This is a genomic window from Eggerthia catenaformis OT 569 = DSM 20559, from assembly GCF_000340375.1.
Classification (GTDB): Bacteria; Bacillota_I; Bacilli_A; order Erysipelotrichales; family Coprobacillaceae; genus Eggerthia; species Eggerthia catenaformis.
Window position 1 is genome coordinate 339,143 of the sequence record NZ_KB446648.1, and the last position, 21,312, is coordinate 360,454.

22 protein-coding genes are annotated in these 21,312 nt (G+C 31.9%); all 22 read left to right on the top strand.

The genetic code is table 11. The features are described from left to right. The first annotated feature begins 302 nt into the window (after window positions 1-302). The 22 genes from HMPREF9943_RS06455 to rapZ all read left to right on the top strand — a co-directional run bounded on the left by HMPREF9943_RS06455 (window position 303) and on the right by rapZ (window position 21,301). Window positions 303-1,886: a DUF438 domain-containing protein gene (locus HMPREF9943_RS06455; protein WP_004803226.1), complete on the top strand. Its 1,584-nt coding sequence runs from the start codon at window positions 303-305 to the stop codon at window positions 1,884-1,886. Window positions 1,887-1,905: 19 nt separating this feature from the next. After that, a complete protein-coding gene (locus HMPREF9943_RS06460; RefSeq protein WP_004803227.1) occupies window positions 1,906-2,190 on the top strand; it encodes a hypothetical protein in 285 nt (94 codons plus the stop codon). Between the two features lie 199 nt (window positions 2,191-2,389). After that, window positions 2,390-3,823: a 6-phospho-beta-glucosidase gene (locus HMPREF9943_RS06465; protein WP_004803228.1), complete on the top strand. Its 1,434-nt coding sequence runs from the start codon at window positions 2,390-2,392 to the stop codon at window positions 3,821-3,823. 3 nt (window positions 3,824-3,826) lie between these two features. After that, window positions 3,827-4,330: a hypothetical protein gene (locus HMPREF9943_RS06470; RefSeq protein WP_004803229.1), complete on the top strand. Its 504-nt coding sequence runs from the start codon at window positions 3,827-3,829 to the stop codon at window positions 4,328-4,330. 658 nt (window positions 4,331-4,988) lie between these two features. Continuing rightward, window positions 4,989-5,477, top strand: coding sequence for a hypothetical protein (locus HMPREF9943_RS06475; protein ID WP_004803231.1), 489 nt, complete (start codon window positions 4,989-4,991; stop codon window positions 5,475-5,477). Window positions 5,478-5,553: 76 nt separating this feature from the next. After that, complete coding sequence (locus HMPREF9943_RS06480; protein ID WP_004803232.1) at window positions 5,554-5,793, top strand: DUF1292 domain-containing protein; 240 nt, start codon at window positions 5,554-5,556, stop codon at window positions 5,791-5,793. Window positions 5,794-6,167: 374 nt separating this feature from the next. After that, complete coding sequence (locus tag HMPREF9943_RS06485; protein WP_004803233.1) at window positions 6,168-7,316, top strand: DEAD/DEAH box helicase; 1,149 nt, start codon at window positions 6,168-6,170, stop codon at window positions 7,314-7,316. Next, on the top strand, window positions 7,262-7,903 hold the full coding sequence (locus HMPREF9943_RS06490) for a ComF family protein (protein ID WP_004803234.1): 642 nt from the start codon (window positions 7,262-7,264) through the stop codon (window positions 7,901-7,903). The genes HMPREF9943_RS06485 and HMPREF9943_RS06490 overlap by 55 nt, the downstream gene beginning before the upstream one ends. Before the next feature lie 114 nt (window positions 7,904-8,017). Then, window positions 8,018-10,660, top strand: coding sequence for a preprotein translocase subunit SecA (gene secA, locus HMPREF9943_RS06495; protein WP_004803235.1), 2,643 nt, complete (start codon window positions 8,018-8,020; stop codon window positions 10,658-10,660). Then, window positions 10,660-11,775: a peptide chain release factor 2 gene (prfB, locus tag HMPREF9943_RS06500; RefSeq protein WP_004803236.1), complete on the top strand. Its 1,116-nt coding sequence runs from the start codon at window positions 10,660-10,662 to the stop codon at window positions 11,773-11,775. The genes secA and prfB overlap by 1 nt, the downstream gene beginning before the upstream one ends. Next, on the top strand, window positions 11,768-12,646 hold the full coding sequence (locus HMPREF9943_RS06505) for a YitT family protein (protein WP_004803237.1): 879 nt from the start codon (window positions 11,768-11,770) through the stop codon (window positions 12,644-12,646). The genes prfB and HMPREF9943_RS06505 overlap by 8 nt, the downstream gene beginning before the upstream one ends. A 69-nt stretch (window positions 12,647-12,715) precedes the next feature. Continuing rightward, the gene (gene ftsE / locus HMPREF9943_RS06510; RefSeq protein WP_004803238.1) at window positions 12,716-13,399 is read left to right on the top strand and encodes a cell division ATP-binding protein FtsE; all 684 of its coding nucleotides are present in this window, start codon (window positions 12,716-12,718) and stop codon (window positions 13,397-13,399) included. Continuing rightward, window positions 13,396-14,304, top strand: coding sequence for a permease-like cell division protein FtsX (gene ftsX, locus HMPREF9943_RS06515; protein WP_004803239.1), 909 nt, complete (start codon window positions 13,396-13,398; stop codon window positions 14,302-14,304). The genes ftsE and ftsX overlap by 4 nt, the downstream gene beginning before the upstream one ends. Window positions 14,305-14,308: 4 nt before the next feature. Next, entirely contained in the window at window positions 14,309-14,881 is a 573-nt protein-coding gene (locus tag HMPREF9943_RS06520; protein WP_004803240.1) for a CDP-alcohol phosphatidyltransferase family protein, read from the top strand. Next, window positions 14,874-15,269, top strand: a complete 396-nt coding sequence (locus HMPREF9943_RS06525; protein WP_040402722.1) for a hypothetical protein — start codon at window positions 14,874-14,876, stop codon at window positions 15,267-15,269. Before HMPREF9943_RS06520 ends, HMPREF9943_RS06525 begins: the two co-directional genes overlap by 8 nt. Before the next feature lie 89 nt (window positions 15,270-15,358). Further along, complete coding sequence (gene gpmI, locus HMPREF9943_RS06530; protein WP_004803242.1) at window positions 15,359-16,906, top strand: 2,3-bisphosphoglycerate-independent phosphoglycerate mutase; 1,548 nt, start codon at window positions 15,359-15,361, stop codon at window positions 16,904-16,906. 187 nt (window positions 16,907-17,093) lie between these two features. Continuing rightward, a complete protein-coding gene (locus tag HMPREF9943_RS10080) occupies window positions 17,094-17,267 on the top strand; it encodes a hypothetical protein (protein WP_004803243.1) in 174 nt (57 codons plus the stop codon). Window positions 17,268-17,360: 93 nt separating this feature from the next. Continuing rightward, window positions 17,361-17,975 (top strand): C39 family peptidase, encoded by a 615-nt coding sequence (locus tag HMPREF9943_RS06535; RefSeq protein ID WP_051053887.1) that lies wholly within the window; start codon window positions 17,361-17,363, stop codon window positions 17,973-17,975. Window positions 17,976-18,013: 38 nt separating this feature from the next. Beyond that, window positions 18,014-18,520 (top strand): DUF6568 family protein, encoded by a 507-nt coding sequence (locus HMPREF9943_RS06540; RefSeq protein ID WP_004803245.1) that lies wholly within the window; start codon window positions 18,014-18,016, stop codon window positions 18,518-18,520. Window positions 18,521-18,549: 29 nt separating this feature from the next. Beyond that, window positions 18,550-19,320: an HAD family hydrolase gene (locus HMPREF9943_RS06545; RefSeq protein ID WP_040402724.1), complete on the top strand. Its 771-nt coding sequence runs from the start codon at window positions 18,550-18,552 to the stop codon at window positions 19,318-19,320. Beyond that, window positions 19,289-20,347 (top strand): histidinol-phosphate transaminase, encoded by a 1,059-nt coding sequence (gene hisC / locus HMPREF9943_RS06550; protein WP_004803247.1) that lies wholly within the window; start codon window positions 19,289-19,291, stop codon window positions 20,345-20,347. Before HMPREF9943_RS06545 ends, hisC begins: the two co-directional genes overlap by 32 nt. A 105-nt stretch (window positions 20,348-20,452) precedes the next feature. After that, entirely contained in the window at window positions 20,453-21,301 is an 849-nt protein-coding gene (rapZ, locus tag HMPREF9943_RS06555) for an RNase adapter RapZ (RefSeq protein ID WP_004803248.1), read from the top strand. Window positions 21,302-21,312: the final 11 nt, after the last annotated feature.

Genomic DNA, 21,312 nt, shown 5'->3' on the forward strand with positions numbered 1-21,312 from the left:
ATCATCTTTTATCTTAGCATTATAATATATCTTAGAGTTGTTTTTAGCAGTTCTTATATAAGAAGAGAATAAATAATATAAAACAGTTCTTTGACAATAATATATATGCATATTTTCATAATTTTTTAAAGCTTATGCTATAATAAGGTTGATAAATCGAAAACTTTGAAGTTGGTAGTATTAAAACGGAATGATAACATTTAATACCATCCTAGTTTATAAGTGGGATCTAAGGCTTAAGCTTTAAAATACGATAAAAGATTCGTGGAAGAGATAATAGGGAATTTGGAGAGGAGAGCACAATGAAAGAGTATATGAGTAATTTTAATGAAGAAAAATTAAAAGAGGCATTTAAAATAAGAGATGCTTATATAAAGGGAGAGATTTCTTTGGATTTTGCGAATGCTCAGATGAAAGCTCATATAGGCAGACTAACACCCGCTGAGCTGGCATATATGGAGCAGCATTTTCAGGAAAAAGTGGAAGATGAATGTATTTCTGAAAAGATTGATGAAATGCTGGCTATTTATGATGGGGTTATTATTGAAGAACAAAAGTTTTCAGATTTATTGAATGGTCATCCGATTAAGAATTATGTAGATGAAAATATCGCTATTAGAGATGTGATAAAAGAATTGGATAGTTTGCTGACAAAGAAATACATTAAAAATCAATGGGATGAGGCGTTTGAAAAATTAAATCAGTTCAAAATACATCTCAGCAGGAAACAAAATCAGCTATACACGCTTCTTGAAAAAAAGGGATTTGATAGACCGACAGAGACGATGTGGTTATATGATAATGAAATTAGAGATAAAATAACGAGTATAACTGAAATGTCCAAAGATGATAATGGTAGACAGGATATTAAAGAACATTTTGATAGTTTTAAAGAATTGATACTTGATTTGATGGAAAAGGAAGAGACTATTTTATATCCTACTTCCCTGGAACTGATTAATGATGATGAGTTTAGAGAAATGATTTCAGGAGATAAGGAAATTGGATATTGTCTAATAAGTCCAAAAGATGATTATGAAAATAGCTTTACTCAGTTACATAGAGAAGAACAAAAACTGAATAAAAATGGATTCAGCGGGTTTAAAGATGAGTTATCACAGTTGCTGTCTAAGTATGGAGTTCAAGGTGGCTGGACAGAAGATACACCTATGAATGTAAAGCAGGGGATTCTGAGTCTAAATCAGATTAATTTAATGTTTCAGCATCTTCCTGTAGATATATCCTATGTAGATGAAAATGAGCTGGTAGCATTTTATAGTGATACAAAACATAGAGTATTTCCAAGAAGTAAAGGTGTAATTGGTAGAGATGTAAAGAATTGTCATCCTAAAAATTCAGTAAAAACTGTAGAAGAAATTATTGAAAAATTCCGAAGCGGCGAGCAGGATAAGGTAGAATTCTGGATCAATAAGCCGGAAGTATTCATATATATTTTGTATCTTGCAGTAAGAGATGAAAACGGTCATTTCAAAGGTGTCATGGAAATGATGCAGGATTGTACACATATAAGAAGTCTACAAGGAAGCCAGACTCTTTTAGATTGGGATACTGAGAATAAAAAAGAGAATGCAAATGATTCAGACACAATAGCAAGCGATAACCAAGTAGAAAATACTGAAAAAATCACACTACTAAAACCTGATATGAAAATAGCACCGATTTTAGATGCATATCCAACTTTAAAAGATTATATGATTGCAAAATCTGATAAGTTTAAAATGATGAATTCTCCGATGTTTAAATTCGTTAGAAAAACAGCTACAGTTGATGATGTTTCAAAAAGAACAGGATTTTCTCTTGATGTTTTACAAAGAGAGTTCACGAAATTTCTTGAAGAATTAAGAGATAATCAAAAAAATGTATAAACGAAATGGAGGAAGTGTTATGACAAAAGTAGCAGAAGATTTAGGAGTCGTATTACAGGGAAGCAACTATACGGTAGTTAAAAAAGCAGGGAAAAAAGGTGATACGGTAGAAAAGCATAATCATCCTGATGTCAATGTTTTGTTCACTGTTGTAAAAGGACATATGGAGGTCACAATTGCAGAAAAAGAGGTATTTCATGTAGTTCCGGGACAGATACTATCTTTTGATGGCAGTAGTACTATAAGTACAAAGTTTATTGAAGACAGTGAATTTTTCGTAACACTGATTCTAAAGAAATTATAAATTTTGCTTGATATTTAAGAAGAAAACAAAAGTTATGAGTGTATTGCGATAGAAGCAGCAGATCAAAATAGATCTGCTGTTTTAACTTAGTAATCTTTTGAATAAAAATAAAGCGGAATAATATTTTTTCATTTACTGATTGTTTTATTGTTTGGGTTTTAAAAAAGGTTATAATAAAAAAGAAAAGGAGGATAGAGATATGGCTTTACCAAAAGATTTTTTATGGGGCGGCGCTTTAGCTGCTCATCAGTTTGAAGGCGGTGTTTTAGAAACATCAAAAGGGTTATCAGTAGCAGATGTTATGACTGCCGGAACAAGGGATACACCTAGAGTTATTACAGATGGTGTTAAAGAAGGATTATATTATCCTAATCATATAGGTATTGATTTCTATCATCATTATAAAGAAGATATAGCTTTATTTGCTGAGATGGGATTTAAATGCTTTAGAACATCTATTGCCTGGACTAGAATTTTTCCTAAAGGTGATGAAGAATTACCTGATGAAGAAGGATTAAAATTCTATGATGATGTTTTTGATGAATTATTAAAATATCATATAGAACCTGTTATTACTTTATCTCATTTTGAAATGCCTTATTATCTGGCAAAAGAATATGGAGGATTCTTAAATAGAAAGACAATAGATTTCTTTGTTAAGTTTGCCGGAGTATGTTTTGAAAGATATAAAGATAAAGTAAAATACTGGATGACATTTAATGAAATTAATAATCAGATGAATTATGTCAATGATATCTTTGGCTGGACAAACAGCGGTGTTCATTTTGGTGATTATGATGATCCGGAAAAAGCAATGTATCAATGTGGATTATATGAATTAGTAGCTAGTGCAAAAGCTGTCAAAGCAAGTAGAGAAATTAATCCTGATTTTAAAATTGGTAATATGATAGCAATGGTTCCTTATTATCCATTTTCATGCAGACCATCTGATCAGGTTTTAGCACAGCAGATGATGCATCAGAGATATTTCTGGAGTGATACTCAGGTAAGAGGGCATATTCCTAATTATGCTTTAAAAATGTTTGAACAAAAGGGATGGGATATGGATTTGACTGAGGAAGATAAAAAGGCTTTAGAAGAAGGAACAGTTGATTATATCGGTTTCTCTTATTATATGACTAATACGGTAGATTCTACTGCATTTAAAGATGTTTCTAAGTCTAATGATGGTTCATCTGCTCATTCAGTAGATAATCCTTATATTAAAGTATCAGATTGGGGATGGGGTATTGATCCTGAAGGATTAAGATATGCCTTAAATGCCTTCTATGAAAGATATGAGATTCCTTTATTTATTGTAGAGAATGGCTTTGGAGCAATTGATATTAAAGAAGCAGATGGTTCATGTCATGATCCATATCGTATTGATTATTTAAGAGAACATATTAAAGCTATGAAACAGGCAGTAGAAGAAGACGGAGTAGATTTAATGGGATATACCCCATGGGGATGTATCGACTGTGTATCATTTACTACCGGTGAAATGAAAAAGAGATATGGATTTATTTATGTCGATAGAAATAATGATGGCAGCGGAACACTGACGCGTTCTAAGAAGGACTCTTTTGATTGGTATAAGAAAGTAATAGCCGGTAATGGGGAAGAATTATAAGATATGGACAAACAAAATTATAAAAATGAGAAATATCAAGTCTTTTCAATGTTTGATAAGAAATGGGCATTAGCCACTGCCGGTACCATTGATAACTTTAATACATGTACGATCGGTTGGGGAAGCCTGGGAGATATTTGGCGAGGAATCAATAGAGGAAGACCTGTTGTAACTATTTATGTAAATCCGTTAAGATATACCAGTGAATATCTACTAAATAATGATTATTTTACAGTCAGCTTTTTTCCGAAAGAATATAAAAAGGATTTAGTTTATTTAGGCAGGCACAGCGGCAGGGATGAGGACAAGGTCTCTCATACATCATTAACACCTTTATCCTTAGCACAGGGGGTTACATTTAAAGAAGCAAAGCTGACATTTGTATGTAGAAAAATATATTGGGATCAGTTTTCTTTAGAGCATCTTGATCCGGAGATTGTATCAGATATTTATTTGGATAAACCTCCCCATTATGAATTTATTGGTGAGGTTATTGAGGTTATATAATAAAAAGAAGTAGTATTATGAGGTGAGACCTCCAAAAGTTAGACTTTTTTTGAGACGGTTTCGACTGTCTCTTTTTTAGGCAGTTAGAAGGTTAAGTCGGACTTATCTTTTATTGATAGTTCTATGACAGACGATGCTTATTTTTGTATGTACTACTCAAAAACGATAGAAAGAAATCTATGATGCTCAAATAGGCTCCGCACAACCACATATTTATCCTCAACGGATAGTTTTAATGTCGATATGTACCTAAATTTCAATGACATTAGCAAGTATACATTTGTAATAACTCCTATTTTTGAAATGATTCCGTATTGCGGAAAATTCATGATTCGGACGACTGCTTTCGGGCTTATCTCTATCTATACCATGGCAGTCATGCAGAGGGAGGAAAGATCTTTATAAAAAGAATTGACACAATGTCAACCAAAGACGACATGAATGTGAGATTGGAGATAGGAAATGTTTAAAGGAACACCGGAATTGATAACACAGCGAAGAGAAGAAATTATAAATGCCTGTGAGCAACTATATCAGACAATGAGTTTCCGAGAAATTACACTGAAAGAGATAGGGAACGTTACCATCCGGATGATCAGAGGTATACTCATTTAAGAGATATTGCTGATATTTAGTACAATATAAAGAGGAATTTAAAATGATTAATGAGAAGAAAGACTTAGAAGATATTATTGGCTTGAGTTTAGACAAGTTATATGAAAAAGATATATATTTAATAAAAGCAGGAGAGAATATTAAAAAACCTATAAATGCTGATGTTCTCCATAATTCAGAACGATCTATAGTGCACATGTTTGCTTATTATTTTGAAGAACTATATAAAGAGAAATACAAGGATCATAATTTGAATATAGATGTAGAATATAATAGAAATTTGTATGATATAAAGAGACTTGGCGAGGATTGCATAATTCCTGATTTTATTTTTCACGAAAGAGGAAAAAACAAAAATAATATATTAGTCATAGAATTTAAAACATGGTGGAATAGTGAGCAAGCTGAAGATAAAGAAAAAATAAAGAAATTGTGTGAAGAAAAAGAATATCAATATCAATATGGTGCTTCTATTATCTTTGGAAAAAGCAGGGAAGAAGTAGACATAAAATGGTATCCATTTGATGAGTAGATACATAATAAAAAGGATATTAATTAATATACAAAAAGAGATCGGAATAGTATAATGTATCCAAAAGGAGCTTACTATGCCAAAACAGATACAAACAATGACTTTTGATAATAAAACATATGAAATTATTGGTATTTTTGAATATGAAGAAAAAGAATATATTGCTTTACTAACAAATGATAAGAAAGAAGATGTTTATCTTTTTGAATATTATCAAGAAAATAATCATTATGAATTGTTTGATATTCCTGATGATATATTTGATGATGTTGCTGAAGAATTTGAATTTATAGTTGAGAATCAGTTATTTGACTAGTAGTGTTTGGATAAAAAAGATAATAAAGACTGGAATATAATTGGACTGAGAGTTATTTGTTTGATGGAAGCATTACTATATTTTAGAAAGAATAATAGGATGAAATCAAAACTGAAAATAGTATCAGTTCTTGTCTTATCTTTAGGTAGTTTACAGTTATAAATACTCAAACTTCTAAGTCTAAAAAAACGGATACAAGTGATCGTAATGTATTCCTGTTATGGATATCACTAATGGGTATTTTGTTATTAGGAACGATAGTTCTGAGATATCATTAGTTCACCTTTAAGGTGAACTTTTTTATGAGATAAAATTGAGACGAACTTGAGACGACATCAAAGAATAAAATACCTATAATAAATATAGGTGATAGAATGGAATGTCCGAGATGCAAGAATACAGATAAGAAGTATTTTTATCGGCTTAATAATCGTTATTATTGTCGTAAATGTATTCCATTTCAAAGAGTTTTTATAGATGATTTATTAGAAAAAAGAATAGAAAAGACAGAATCAAAACCAGTTAGTTATCATTTAAGTTTTTATTTATCCCAAAGACAGCAGGTAATCTCAGATAAGCTTGCAGATAATTTTAGACAGCATAAAAACAGTCTGGTATTAGCAGTCTGCGGCAGTGGGAAAACAGAAATGTGCTTTGAAGTCATATGTCAAGCTTTAAATAATAAGCAGAGAGTCTGTTTTACAATTCCTCGTGCTGCTCTTGCGAAAGAGCTTTATCAGAGATTTAAAGAATGTTTTGAAGGTATAGATATAGGACTGATTTATGGCGGATTCAAGCAGAATGAAAATTCGGCTTTTGTGATATGTACAACACATCAGCTTTATCGTTTTCTATCAATTCCCTTTGATCTTATTCTGCTTGATGAAGCTGATGCTTTCCCGTTTTATAGAAATGAAGTATTGAATGAGATATTTAATCAGTGTGGCAGACAGTCAATTAAAATGAGTGCCACACTGACACAGGAAGACATTGGTACAAATGAGGTTCTGATGATGAATAAAAGATATCATAATCATCAGCTTCCCGTGCCAAAGATCATAAGGATACCTGATAGTCTTGATATATTAGTCATTTATTATCTTGTTAGAAAGTGTAAGAGGAAACATCAGCCCTTATTATTGTATGTGCCCCTTAAAAAAGATGTTCCTATTTATACTGGAAAGCTAAAGAAAATCTTTAAAGCAGAAGGTGTTTCATCTCTATCACCTCATATTAATGACTCATTAAATCGTTTGAAGCAGGGAGATATAGATTGTCTCATAACAACAACAGTACTGGAAAGAGGAATCACAATTGATAATGTTCAGGTAGCTGTATTACATGCTGCACATAGCCTGTATGATGAAAGAACATTAATGCAGATTGCCGGAAGAGTAGGCAGGAATCCACGGCATCCGGATGGTTTTGTTTATTTTATTGATCATTCTATAACAAAGGAGATGAAACAGTGTATTTCAACAATCAGATATCTCAATACTGTCTCATATGCCATAAACCGGTAAGAAAAATACCATCTCTTTATCATCTGATTCATCAAGTATGCATATGCCCCGGTTGCATTAATAAACTTGAATTTATTCATTATCATGGCAGTTTTGAAGGCATACCTATTCATATTATTTATCGTTATAATGACTTTTTTAAGAAATTATTGTTTCAGTATAAAGGACAATATGATTATGCTTTAAAAGATGTCTTTTTACAGTTGGATTATTCCCGGCTGAAAAGAAAATATAAACATTTCTCTATAGTTATTGCTCCTAGTGATAAAGAAACAAGTAAGATTAGAGGATTTATTCCTAACAAAGAAATTGTTTCTTTATTTGCTTCTGATATCTTTATGGGACTTTATAAAAATAAGCCACACAAACAAGCCCTATTAGATTTCAAAGAGCGAGGAAGCATCAAGAATGTTATAGAGATGAAAGGAGGGGAGAATCTTTATCATAAAAAAGTGCTTCTTTTTGATGATGTAATTACTTCAGGAAGCACTTTATCAAAATGCTTAGAATTAGTAAGAGATAAGCATCCTGAAGAAATTGAAATCTTAATTTTAGCAACAAAAGTGTTTGATAAGATAAATAAGTAAGCATAAGAATCTTCCTTATGTTTATTTTTTGATAGAAATGTTAGATATATGGTGTTTGATTTTAATTGGACTTATGCTATAATACACTTGTTTTATTGCGAGAGGAGAATGTTCATGCCTAAAAAGAAAGCAGAAATTAAAAAAAGAGTAAAAAAACAAATCGCAAAAGAAGGTTCTGAACATCAGAAACTTAACCTTGATGCTGAAATCGTAGATTTAGGCGATCATAGGGGTGACGATATTGTTGTTGAAACATTTGATAATGTTATTTCCCAGAAAGAACCGCTTCCTTTTTCTACAAAGCCTCAAAAAGAAAAAAAAGGATTAGCTAGAGCGGTTAAGGGACTTTTCTCACAAGACAGTTCAATTGTTAGAAAATTAGAAAAACAAGCTCAAGAAGTTTTAGCAATGGAAGAAGAGGTTGCTAGTTTCAGTGATGAAGAATTGGCTGCACAGACAGATTTCTTTAAAGAAAGATTGGATAAAGGTGAAATTTTAGATGATATATTAGTAGAAGCATTTGCAGTTGTCAGAGAAGCAGCTTATCGTGTTTTAGGGCTAAAAGCTTTTAAGGTACAGCTGATGGGCGGTATTGCTTTACATCATGGTGATATTGCAGAAATGAAAACAGGTGAAGGTAAGACTTTGACATCTGTATTCCCTGTATATTTAAATGCCTTAGAAGGTAAAGGTGTTCATGTTGTTACGGTCAATGACTATCTGGCAGGACGTGACTGTGAAGAGAATGGTAAAGTATTTAAGTTCTTAGGTTTAACAGTAGGCTTAAATAAGAGAGAGCTAGATGCGAATGATAAGAGAAAAGCGCATAACTGCGATGTTACTTATACAACAAATGCAGAATTAGGATTTGATTATCTGCGTGATAATATGGTAACAAGTTTTGATGAAAAAGTTTTAAGACCTTTACATTTTGCTTTAGTCGATGAGGTTGACTCAATTTTGATTGATGAATCTAGAACTCCATTGATTATTAGCGGAGGCAAGAAAAAGACAGCAGCTATGTATGTTTCAGCTGATGTTTTTGTAAAAGGCTTAAAGAATAAAGAAGATTATGAAGTAGATGTAGAAAGCAAATCTGTAACACTCACAAACGAAGGTATTGATAAAGCTGAAAAAGCATTTAAAGTAGATAATCTTTTTGATCCAAAGAATACATCTTTAGTTCATTATATTAATCAGGCTTTAAAAGCTAACTATACGATGACAAAAGATATTGAATATATGATTGCAACTGATGATGGCAGTCATGATATTAGAAATGCTCAGATTATGATTATTGATCAGTTTACCGGTCGTGTAATGCCCGGACGTGCTTATAGTGATGGCTTACATCAGGCTATTGAGGCTAAGGAAGGTGTTCCTATTAAGGAAGAAACTGTCACTCTAGCTACTATTACTTATCAGAATTTCTTTAGATTGTTTGATAAGCTTGCCGGTATGACCGGTACTGCCAAGACTGAAGAAGAAGAATTCCGTCTTATTTATAATATGAGAACGGTTGTTATTCCAACAAATAAACCTATTATTCGTGATGACAAGCCGGATCATATTTATTCAACTAAAAAAGCTAAATACAATGCTATTATTGATGAGGTGGAAAGAAGACATGCTTATGGGCAGCCTATTCTTTTAGGTACTGTTGCAGTTGAAACTTCTGAATTATTAAGCAGAATGCTGAATGAACATGGGATTAAGCATAATGTCTTAAATGCCAAGAATCATGCTAAAGAAGCACAGATTATTGCGAATGCCGGTGTTAAAGGTGCTGTTACGATTGCTACCAATATGGCTGGTCGAGGTACCGATATTAAGCTTGGTGAAGGTGTTCCTGAAATTGGCGGATTAATGGTTATTGGTTCTGAAAGACATGAATCAAGACGTATTGATAATCAGTTAAGGGGTCGTTCCGGACGTCAGGGAGATCCCGGATGTTCTATGTTCTTTGTTTCTTTTGAAGATGAATTGATGCAGAGATTTGCAAATGAAAAAGTACAGGCTTTCACCAGTGCCTTCTTAGAGGATGAAGCGATTGAATCAAAAATGGTTTCCCGTTCTATTGAATCAGCTCAGAAGAGAGTGGAAGGACAGAATTTTGATACACGTAAACAGCTTCTTGAATATGATGATGTAATGAGACAGCAGCGTGAAATCATGTATAAAGAACGTGATGATATTATGCTGTCAGATGATTTATCTGATATTGTTAAAGGGATGTTTAAAACAGCTATTGAATTAGATGTTGCCAGATTTACTAAGAATGATGGCAAAAAGCCTGAAGTTGATATTGATAAGCTGACAGAATATGTTGCTAAGAATTATATGTTATTAAGCGAGATTGAAACAATTCATAAAGAAGTGGCTGTTCATAATCCGGAAAAAGTCACGAGCTCATTAGCTGAAATTGTAGCTTTACAGTATGAAAATAGATTTAATAAGGATCTTCCTCATGAAGTCAGATTAGATTATGAAAGAAGAGTTCTGTTAGGCGTTATTGATCATAGCTGGATTAATCATATTGACGCTATGTCAAAATTAAGAAATGGCATTTACTTAAGAGCTTATGCTCAAAGAGATCCATTACAAGAATATACTGAAGAAGGTTTCTATATGTTTGAAGAGATGACTAAATCTATTTCTCAGGATATCTCTAAGACAATCATTCATATGGGTATTAGACCTGGCAGTGAAGCAGAAATGAATATTCCACGTATTAAAGTAGAGTTGGAATTTAAGTGATGGAATTATATGAAATAAAAAGCGGGCTTGAAAAAGCTCGCTTATTATTAGATGAGTTATTCATTTCTGCCAATATAGATGTATTAAATAGAGAAATAGAAGGTTTAACTGTTAAAACAGAAGAGTCGGACTTCTGGAATAATCATAGCCGTGCCGCTAAGATATATAATCAGCTTACCGACATGAAAAAAATTACAACTGATTATAAAAGTCTAAAGAATAGCTATGATGAATTAGAAGAAGTATATATATATGTAAAGGAAACAGAAGATAAAGAGTTTCAGCAGACATTAGAAGAAGATTATCTGATCTTTATAAAAGCACTATCAGAATTCGAGAAGACATTATTATTTGATGAAGAATATGATCATAATAATGCTTTATTAGATATTCATCCCGGAGCCGGAGGAACCGAGTCACAAGACTGGGCCAGTATGCTGATGAGGATGTATATAAGATATGGAGAGAAAAAGAACTGGAAAGTTGAAGTTGTAGATTATCTTGATGGAGAAGAAGCAGGTCTTAAATCTGTAACCCTGCGTTTTACCGGATACAATGCTTATGGTCTATTAAAAAGTGAGAAAGGTGTTCATCGCTTAGTCCGTATTTCTCCTTTTGATTCATCAAAAAGAAGACATACATCATTTGCTTCTGTTGATGTTATGCCGGAAATTGATGATGATTTGGAAGTTAGAATTGATCCTAACGAATTAAGGATTGATACATTTAGAGCCAGTGGAGCAGGAGGACAGCATATTAATAAAACGGATTCTGCTGTTCGTATTACTCATCTTCCTACAAATACAGTTGTCAGCTGTCAGTCACAAAGAAGTCAGATACAGAATAAAGAAGAAGCTATGCGAATGTTAAAAAGCAGATTATATCTGCAGATGGTTCAGGAGCATGCTCAGACTTTAAGTGATATTCAGGGAGAAAAGAAAGCTATTGAATGGGGCAGCCAGATACGTTCATATGTCTTACATCCTTATTCTTTAGTTAAAGATAATCGCTCTAATTATGAATCATCTCAGCCTAAAGATATTTTAGATGGTGATCTGGATGATATGATTTATGCTTATTTAAAATCTTATGTAAAGGAGAAAAATGATGCCTAATTATATTAAAAATTCAAAAGCATCTAAGCTTCTGATTCATAGTATTCTAGTTATTATAGGTAATATCTGTCTGGCTGCCGGTATTTCCTGTTTTGCGGTGCCGGCCCATATTATTTTAGGAGGAGCTTCCGGTCTTACTTTAGTAATGCAAAAGTTTATTCCTATTTCTCTTTCGCAGGGAGTCCTTGTGATTAATATTATTGCATTAGTTGTTGCTTTTTTCTTTCTAGGTAAGAGTTTTGTTTTAGGAACTTTAGTATCTACATTTGCTTTTCCATTCTTTCTGGAATTCTTTGAAAGAAATACAGTTTTATCACATCTCACAAATGATGTTTTATTAGCAGCTATCTATTCTGCTTTATTATGTGGATTGGGACTGGGTATTATTTTTAGAGTAGGATATTCTACAGGCGGTCTGGATATTCCACCTATTATTATTTCAAAATATACAGGTTTTCCTGTAGGAACATTAATCAATGTTTTAGATGTTTTAATTTTACTTGGACAAATACCATTTTCTAATATTGAAAATATACTCTATGGTATTATTCAAGTCTTAATATGTGGTTATATCATTAATCAGATTACTATTTTTGGTGAAAATAATATTCAGGTTATTGTTATTAGCGAATATTATCAGGAAATTAAAGATATGATCTTTAATAATATAGATCGGGGATGTACTCTTTTAAATATTACAACAGGTTATATGAAAAAGGATGGTAAGGCAGTTATGGTTGTCTTATCCAGACGTGAGTATGCATTATTAACTGAAAATATTCAAGAAATAGATCCCAATGCTTTTATTATTGCGAGTGAAGTTCATAGTGTGAAAGGAAGAGGGTTTACTTTACCAAGTATAGACTTGTGATTTTTAAAATGATAAAAAATAAAGACATCAATTATTATTATGTTATAATAAGGAAAGGAGAGTGGTATAATGATAAAATTAGAAAGCGTAACAAAAGTCTATAAGACTGGTGTAAGAGCTGTTAATAATATGAACCTAACAATTGGTCCGAGTGAATTTGTTTATTGTATTGGACCTACCGGAGCAGGGAAATCAACATTTATTAAATTACTTTATCGAGAAGAAAAACCGACAACAGGAAAAGTAATTGTTGATGGACAAGATGTGAGTAAAATAAAAAACTCTAAAGTTCCTTATTTTAGAAGAAAGATAGGTGTTGTCTTTCAGAATTATAGATTGCTCCCTAAAAAGACAGTCTTTGAGAATATAGCTTTTGCTTTAGAAGTAACTGATACACCAAAATCAAAAATCAGAGTCAGAGTCAGAAATGTATTGAGCTTGGTAGGATTAGAAGATAAAGCGAATGCATTCCCTCATGAGCTTTCTGGCGGACAGCAGCAGCGTGTTGCGATTGCCAGAGCAATTGTGAATAGTCCTAAAGTGCTTATTGCTGATGAACCAACAGGGAATTTGGATCCGGATACATCAAAAGGGATTATTGAACTGCTGGAAACAATCAATGAAGTTAATAAGACAACAATCATTGTGGTTACACATGATAAAGAAATTGTACAGAGATATAAGAAAAGAACGATTCTGATTGAAGATGGATGTATTAAAACAGATACAAGCTTAGGAGGATATTTATCATGAACTTTCTAAGAGGAATAAGAAATTTACCTAGACACGCAAAAACCGCAATGGTCTCAATCTGGAGAAATGGCGTTATGTCTTTCTCGTCTATTGTTGCAGTTACTATTACGTTGCTGCTGATTGCTATTGTTGGTTCAATTGCCGTTAATGTCAATGAGATTACTGTCAATATTGAAAAGAGTCTTAATATTTATGTTAAAGTAGAACGTGAGGCTACTGATGAACAAAGTAAAGCGATTGGTGAACAATTAAAAAAGATACCAAATATTAAAAAAATAACTTATTCATCAAAACAGAGTGAATTAGAAAAATTAATTCAGTCACAGCAAAAAGAAAATAAGAAGCTATTTGAGAATTATCGTAAAGATAATCCATTAGGAGATGCTTATGTGGTTGAAGTCACTGATGCTAAGAAACTGGAAAAAGCAGCTTCTCAGATAGAAAAGATAGAACATGTTAAAGAAGTGACATATGGTGGAGGATCAACAAGTAAATTAGTTAAAATATTAGAAGGTATACGGAATGGAGGAGCAGTCTTTGTAGTAGCTTTAATTGCATTAGTATTATTTATGATTGCAAATACTATTAAAATGGCTATTACTGCCAGATCAACAGAAATTGCGATTATGAGAATGGTAGGGGCATCAAACTGGTATATACGTATTCCATTTATGTTAGAAGGTGCGTTCATTGGTCTGCTTGGATCTATTCTTCCTATTATAGTTCTTTATTATGGATATACATTTACTTATTCAAAATTAACAGCTGTGGTAGGATCAGGATTATTAGCTTTTAGAGAACCTTTCCCATTAATATGGCAGTTAAGTGGTATGCTTTTATTACTTGGCGGTTTAGTAGGACTGATAGGTTCGTTCTTCTCAGTAAGAAAGTTCCTGAATTTTTAAGTCTATGTTTTCAAAAAAAGAAATCTTTAGCATACCAAATCTGATTAGTTATATCCGATTATTATTGATACCGGTATTTGCTTATGTTTATTTGGTGATAGAAACAGGAAGCACACATTATTTTACTGTATTATTGCTGATTGCCTGTTCGCTGACTGATTATTTAGATGGACGTATTGCTAGAAAATACCAGATGGTTACTCAGTTAGGTAAGCTGATTGATCCTGTTGCTGATAAGCTTTATCAGCTTATATTAGCTATTATTCTGTCTTTTAATTATCAGTATATGAAAGTTGTATGTATCTTAATTATTGCTGAAAATAGTATTTTATTCTTTTATGGCGGATATATTTATTTAAAATATCATATGTTTATTAATGGAGCCAAATTACCGGGAAAGATTGCAACAGCTGTATTCTTTGTGTTTACAATTATTCTTACTTTATGGGATTTATCTTCATCTGTCATTTCACTTATTATGATTATTGTTATGGCTATGACATTATTGAATGCTCTGATCTTCTATACTCTAGATTTACATAAGATGCATAAACAGGGGCTTAAAGCATATGAGTAGAGATATGAAAGAATACTGTTATGTTGAAGCCTTAAAAGAAACGAAGACAAACATTGAAATGATTATTAATCATCTGTATCATCTTGATGATAATAATGATGTAATCAGTGAAAAAATAGTAAAGAAAGATCGTATAAAAACAGTGCTTAATTTAGAATTAGGATTAGCCGGCTATTGTGTACTGTTAAGGAAAATGCATGAGAATCAGTTTATTAGTTATAATTCAAAGACGAGAGATGATATTAATTCAATTATTCATTCTAATCGCTTTGAATATACCGATAAAGAAGTTATTGTCTATTCACAAAGAGGAAGAGAAGAAATACATTTAGATCAGCTCTTATCTTTTGGACAGTCTATTATTAATAGTTATGAAGATACTTTTTAAAGAGTATCTTTTTCTTTAGTTTTTTAGATATTATTGAATTATGAAAACAATAATGATATTATTTTCATGTATGAGAGGTGGAAAGAATAATGAAGAAAAGACCTATAGTTTTATGTATACTGGATGGGTATGGATTAACATCTAGAGTGGAAGGAAATGCTGTTAAATTGGCAAATACGCCTAACTTAGATGATTTAATGTCTATTTATCCAACAACAGTTATTAATGCATCAGGAGAGCCGGTAGGACTTCCTGATGGACAGATGGGCAATTCTGAAGTAGGACATATGAATATTGGGGCCGGACGAGTTGTTTATCAGTCACTGACTTTGATTAATAAAGCAGTTAAAGAAGGTACTTTTGTTAAGAATGAAAAATTCTTATCAGCAATCAATCATGTGAAAGAAAATAATTCAAAGCTTCATATTTGGGGATTATTATCTAATGGAGGGGTACACTCATCTAATGAACATATCTATGCTTTATTAAGATTGGCAAAAGAGCAGGGATTAGAAAAAGTTTATGTTCATGCATTCTTAGATGGACGTGATGTTGCTCCTGATAGCGGTGTTGATTTTATTAAGGATCTATCAGCACAAATGGATAAAATAGGAGTAGGTGAGATTGCCAGTATATCCGGAAGATATTATGCAATGGATAGAGATAAAAGATTTGATCGTGTAGCTTTAGCTTATGATGTTATGACACAAAAGAAAGGTGAAACATTCACTGATCCGGTTCAATATATAAGAGATTCTTATGCCAATAAAGTCTATGATGAATTTGTGATCCCGGGATCAAATCGGAATACTGATGGTACAATTGAAGATAATGATGCCATTATCTTTGCTAATTTTAGACCGGATAGAGCAATCCAAATGGCAACTATTATGACCAATCCTGATTTCTATAGTGATAAGGGATATGTACCGGAAGTTAGAAGAAATAATATTCAATTTGTATGCATGATGAAATATGCTGATTCAGTAAAAGGTGATATCGCATTCAGTGCGATGAAGCTCGATAATACATTTGGTGATTATATTTCTGCTAAAGGATTAAAGCAACTAAGAATTGCGGAGACAGAAAAATATGCTCATGTCACATTTTTCTTTGATGGCGGGATAGATAAAGAAATTGAAGGAGCAAAGAGAGATCTTATTAATTCTCCAAAAGTGGCTACTTATGACTTACAGCCTGAAATGTCTGCTTATGAAGTAAAAGATAAGCTTATTGAAGAGTTAGATAAAGATGAATTTGATGTTGTTATTGTAAACTTCGCTAACTGTGATATGGTTGGTCATACAGGTATTATTCCGGCTGCTATCAAAGCTGTTTCTGTAGTGGATGAATGTGTAGGAGAAGTTTATGAAAAAGTTTCTTCATTGGGCGGAACAATGTTGATTACAGCTGATCATGGTAATGCTGAAAGACTTTTAGATGAAGAAGGTAATCCATTTACAGCCCACACCACAAATGTTGTTCCTTTAATCCTAACAAACACTCATCTTGCTTTAAAAGATGGTGGCAAATTAGGAGATTTAGCACCTACAATGCTAGATTTATTGGGACTACCTATTCCTAATGAAATGGATGGCGAAAGCTTAATCTTAAATAATGAAACTTGTTTAGTATAAGAAATCGGAGATATTCATCTCCGGTTTTTAAATATTTAATAAGTTATGACTATTTTTTATTTATGAAATTGTGATAGATACAGCTAACTTTTTTCAAGATTTTTTCTAAAAATCTTGAAAAACTATATATATATATTGTACTATTTAATTAGAAGATATAATTAAACTTATAGGAAGGAGTATTATCATGATTATATTTGTACTTTATATTATTTCATTAATAGCTTTTATTTATTATACTTATCTTCTTTTGTTAGATATTCAAAAACATCAGAATATAAGGAATAGTTATATTCTAGCAGCAGTAAGTTTTGCGATATGGGTAACTTTAATTGTATTTATTAGAGTCACTGTAAAATAATATTTGTATCAGTTATAGCGTAGGCTATAACTGATATTTTTAAATATACTGTCTTTTTCTTTAATTTGTAGTATGATAAAGATGGTGATGAAAATGAAAACAAAGATAGTACCGACAATATTAATGATATTTGTATTATGTTTAGGGATACCTTATGCTTATCAGAGAGAAATTAATATAGAGACACCTTTTATTAATCAGCTAGAAGAAGGGGCACCTAATGGCTGTGAAGGAGCTTCTCTTTTAATGGCTTTAAGAGGGAAAGGGAAAGCTTATTCTGTTAAATATAGAACATTCTTAGATAAAATGCCTTATACTAAAGATGGGAATCCTCATCATGGATTTACAGGATCTCCTTATCAGAATAAAGCATTCTCAGTTATTTATCCGGATGCTTTATTACCTTATGCATCGCATTATGGAATAGTAAAGAATACTTCCGGATCAACAGTTAAAGAACTTCTTTATCATTTATCAAGAGGAAGACCGAGTGTTGTATGGGTAACAAGCGGATTTAAGAAACCTCGGTGGAAAACATATTCTTTCGGTAATGCTGTCAGCAATGTTCATGTTGTGACTCTTACCGGCTATAAAGCTTCTACAGATACTATTATTGTTATGGATCCTCTAGAAGGAAAGAAACGTGTTGATGCCGAACAATTTAAAGAATCATATGATGCAATGAAGTTTGCACTGACAATCTATTAGAGCACAGTTGTGCTCTTTTTAAGAAAGGAGTACTTATCATGAAAAAAATAACTATCCTATTAATAACTATGCTTCTGATATTCGGCTGCACTCATAAAGTGAAACGAGAAGAGATTAAAGGACTAAGAGAAACGGATTATCAAACACTTAGTCAATTAATGAAGGAAAATAAAGAATTTATGCTTTATATTGGTAGACCTGACTGTGGCGACTGTCAGCAGTTTGAACCTTTATTACAGGAATATTTGAAAAAGCATCAGAATGCAGGATTGTATTATTTAAATATTAAGGCTTACCGTGATAAGGCAATGAGTAAGCAGGCATCAGAAGAAGAGAAAAAATTCTATACAGACTTAAGAAAAACTTTTTCTATTAAATGGACACCCAGTATAGAAATTATTAGTAAGGGACATATTAAGAAGACCTATCAGTATTTAAATGAGGATTATTATCTTATTAAGGATAGAGATAAGCAGATTCAAAAAAGAAAAGAATTTGAAAAGTCATTTGAAAATTTTATGAATGATTATTTTGAAAATAAATGATTAGCGAATGGAGATTAAGATTTAATATAATGAAAATACTTTTTACTGATTTAGATGGAACATTGGTGAATAATCAGGATCCTATTAATATAAGAGATATAGAAGCCCTTCATAAATTTCAAAAAGAGGGACATAAAGTTGTATTATGTACAGGTAGAACTTATCATGAAACAGAGGCATTATTAGGATATATTCCTTATGATTATCTTATATTAAGTAATGGCGGACAGATAAGAGATAAGAAAGAGATTCTTTTTAATCATTTGATTGATCAAAAAACAGGAATAAAGATACTTGATGATCTGATGATGAAAACTTCTGATTTATTTTTTGGTGATGCAAGAGGTATGTTTTGTTATAAGGATCATCATACTTATAAGATTACTGATAAGCCTTATCTGATAGATAGCTCATTTCAAAATGAATATAGACAATCTGAAGGATTCTCAATTATTTGTATTTATGCAAGAAATCATATTGATGATTTAATGAATTACTGCAATCAATATCAGAATACAGTTACAATACATCAGAATGATTTATTTATCGATATTGTTCCTAGAGATTGTTCAAAAAAGAGCGGTATTGAAGAATTAATGACATTATTAAAGGCAGATCAGACGATCGGCATAGGTAATTCTTATAATGATCTGCCTATGATAAAAGCTGTTGATAAGGGATGTACATTTTATCATGCCTCTATAGATGCAGAGTATAAATATCATTATGTTTATGAGTTAATAGAAGAATTATTAGAGGGGGAAAAATATGAGCTGGCAGAAGAATTTAAGAAAGACTGATCCGTATACGGCAGGAGAACAGCCTAAAATACAGAATCTTATTAAGTTAAATACAAATGAGAATCCTTATGGTCCGGGAGAAAAAGTAAAACAGGCTATTAAAGATTTTGATAGTGAATCATTAAAGCTTTATCCGGATCCGGATGCATCCTGTTTAAAACATGCACTTGCTTTATACCATGGTTTAGAGGATGATCAGGTCTTTATTGGTAATGGAAGTGATGAAGTTTTAGCACTTACTTTTTTAACTTGCTTTAATGGTGATCAGGATTTATTATTTCCTGATATTACGTATTCTTTTTATCCGGTTTATTGTAAGCTTTATAATATTAATTATCAGCAGATACCATTAAAAGAAGACTTTACTATTAATAAAGAAGACTATTATAGAAGTAATGGAGGTATTATTTTTCCGAATCCTAATGCACCTACAGGAGCTATTATGTCTCTTGAAGATATTGAAGATATTTTAGTACATAATAAAGAAAGTATTGTTGTAGTGGATGAAGCCTATATAGATTTTGGCGGAGAAAGCTGTCTTCCTTTATTATCACAGTATGATAATTTGCTTATTATTAGAACATTTTCAAAATTTAGAAGTCTGGCAGGTATTCGTTTAGGAGCGGCTTATGGCAATAAAGAAATAATCAGCTATTTATATGATATCAAAAATTCTTTTAATTCCTATCCTGTCGATCGTTTAGCACAGGCTATTGGCTATGCCAGTGTACGTGACAGTGATTCTATCAAAAAGAATGCTTTAAAAATTATTAATACAAGAGAAAGGGTATCAGGTCAATTAAAAGAATTAGGCTTTTCTATGCCTCATAGCTATTCTAATTTTCTATTTATCAGTCACAATACTCTTTCAGCATCATATCTATTTGATGAATTAAGAAAGGAAGGAATAGTTGTAAGATACTTTAATAGTCCTCGTATTGATAATTATTTAAGAGTTACTATCGGTACTGATGAACAAATGAATAAATTTTTAAATACAATTAAAGATATTTTAGCAAGAAAATAGTTCATTTTATTTTATTTGAACTATTTTTATTTGCATTTTCCTGTGATTGCGATATGATAGCACATATAGTACAATGTACACGTATAGTGGTTGAGAGGTGAGAGTATGGATGATATAGAATTAGTATTAGTATCAGGAATGAGCGGTGCCGGGAAAACACAGGCTATGGCTGTATTTGAAAACTTAGAATATTATTGTATGGATAATTATCCGGTAGCTTTATTAGAGGCATTTACAGACTATTTAAAAGAAGAATCTCCTTTTATTAAAGTAGCTATGGCAGTTAGATTAGATGATGCAATGAAAGCTATTAGAGTTTTATCAAATGCTGATGGAATCAATCTGAATATTGTATTCCTAGACTGTGAAGACAGTGAAATTGTTAAAAGATATAAACAAACCAGACGTTCTCATCCTCTTATTATTAATGGGAAAGCTTCTACTCTTACGGAAGCTATTCAGTTGGAAAGAAAAAAATTTGAATATTTAAAATCAAGTACAAATCTGGTTATAGATACGACACTTCTAAAAAATAAATCCTTACAGGATTTATTAGAATCTAAATTCAATAGACTGCCTAAAGAAATATTTAGAGTTACCTTTGTTTCATTTGGCTATAAACATGGAATACCTAAAGATGCTGATCTTGTTTTAGATGTACGTTTTTTACCAAATCCTTTTTATAATGAATCACTAAGATCACTGACAGGGAATGATCAGGCTGTTTATGATTATGTTATGGATAAGGAAGAGACCCGTATATTTATTAAAAAGGCTACGCCTTTTTATGATTATCTATTGAAAGAATATGAAAAAGAGGGTAAGATGCAGGTTACAGTAGCAATTGGCTGTACGGGAGGACAGCATCGCTCTGTAACTCTGACAAATTATTTTTATCAGCATTATTCATCTTATTATCAATGTTATAAATATCATCGAGATGCTGATCATTAAGGAGAAAGCTT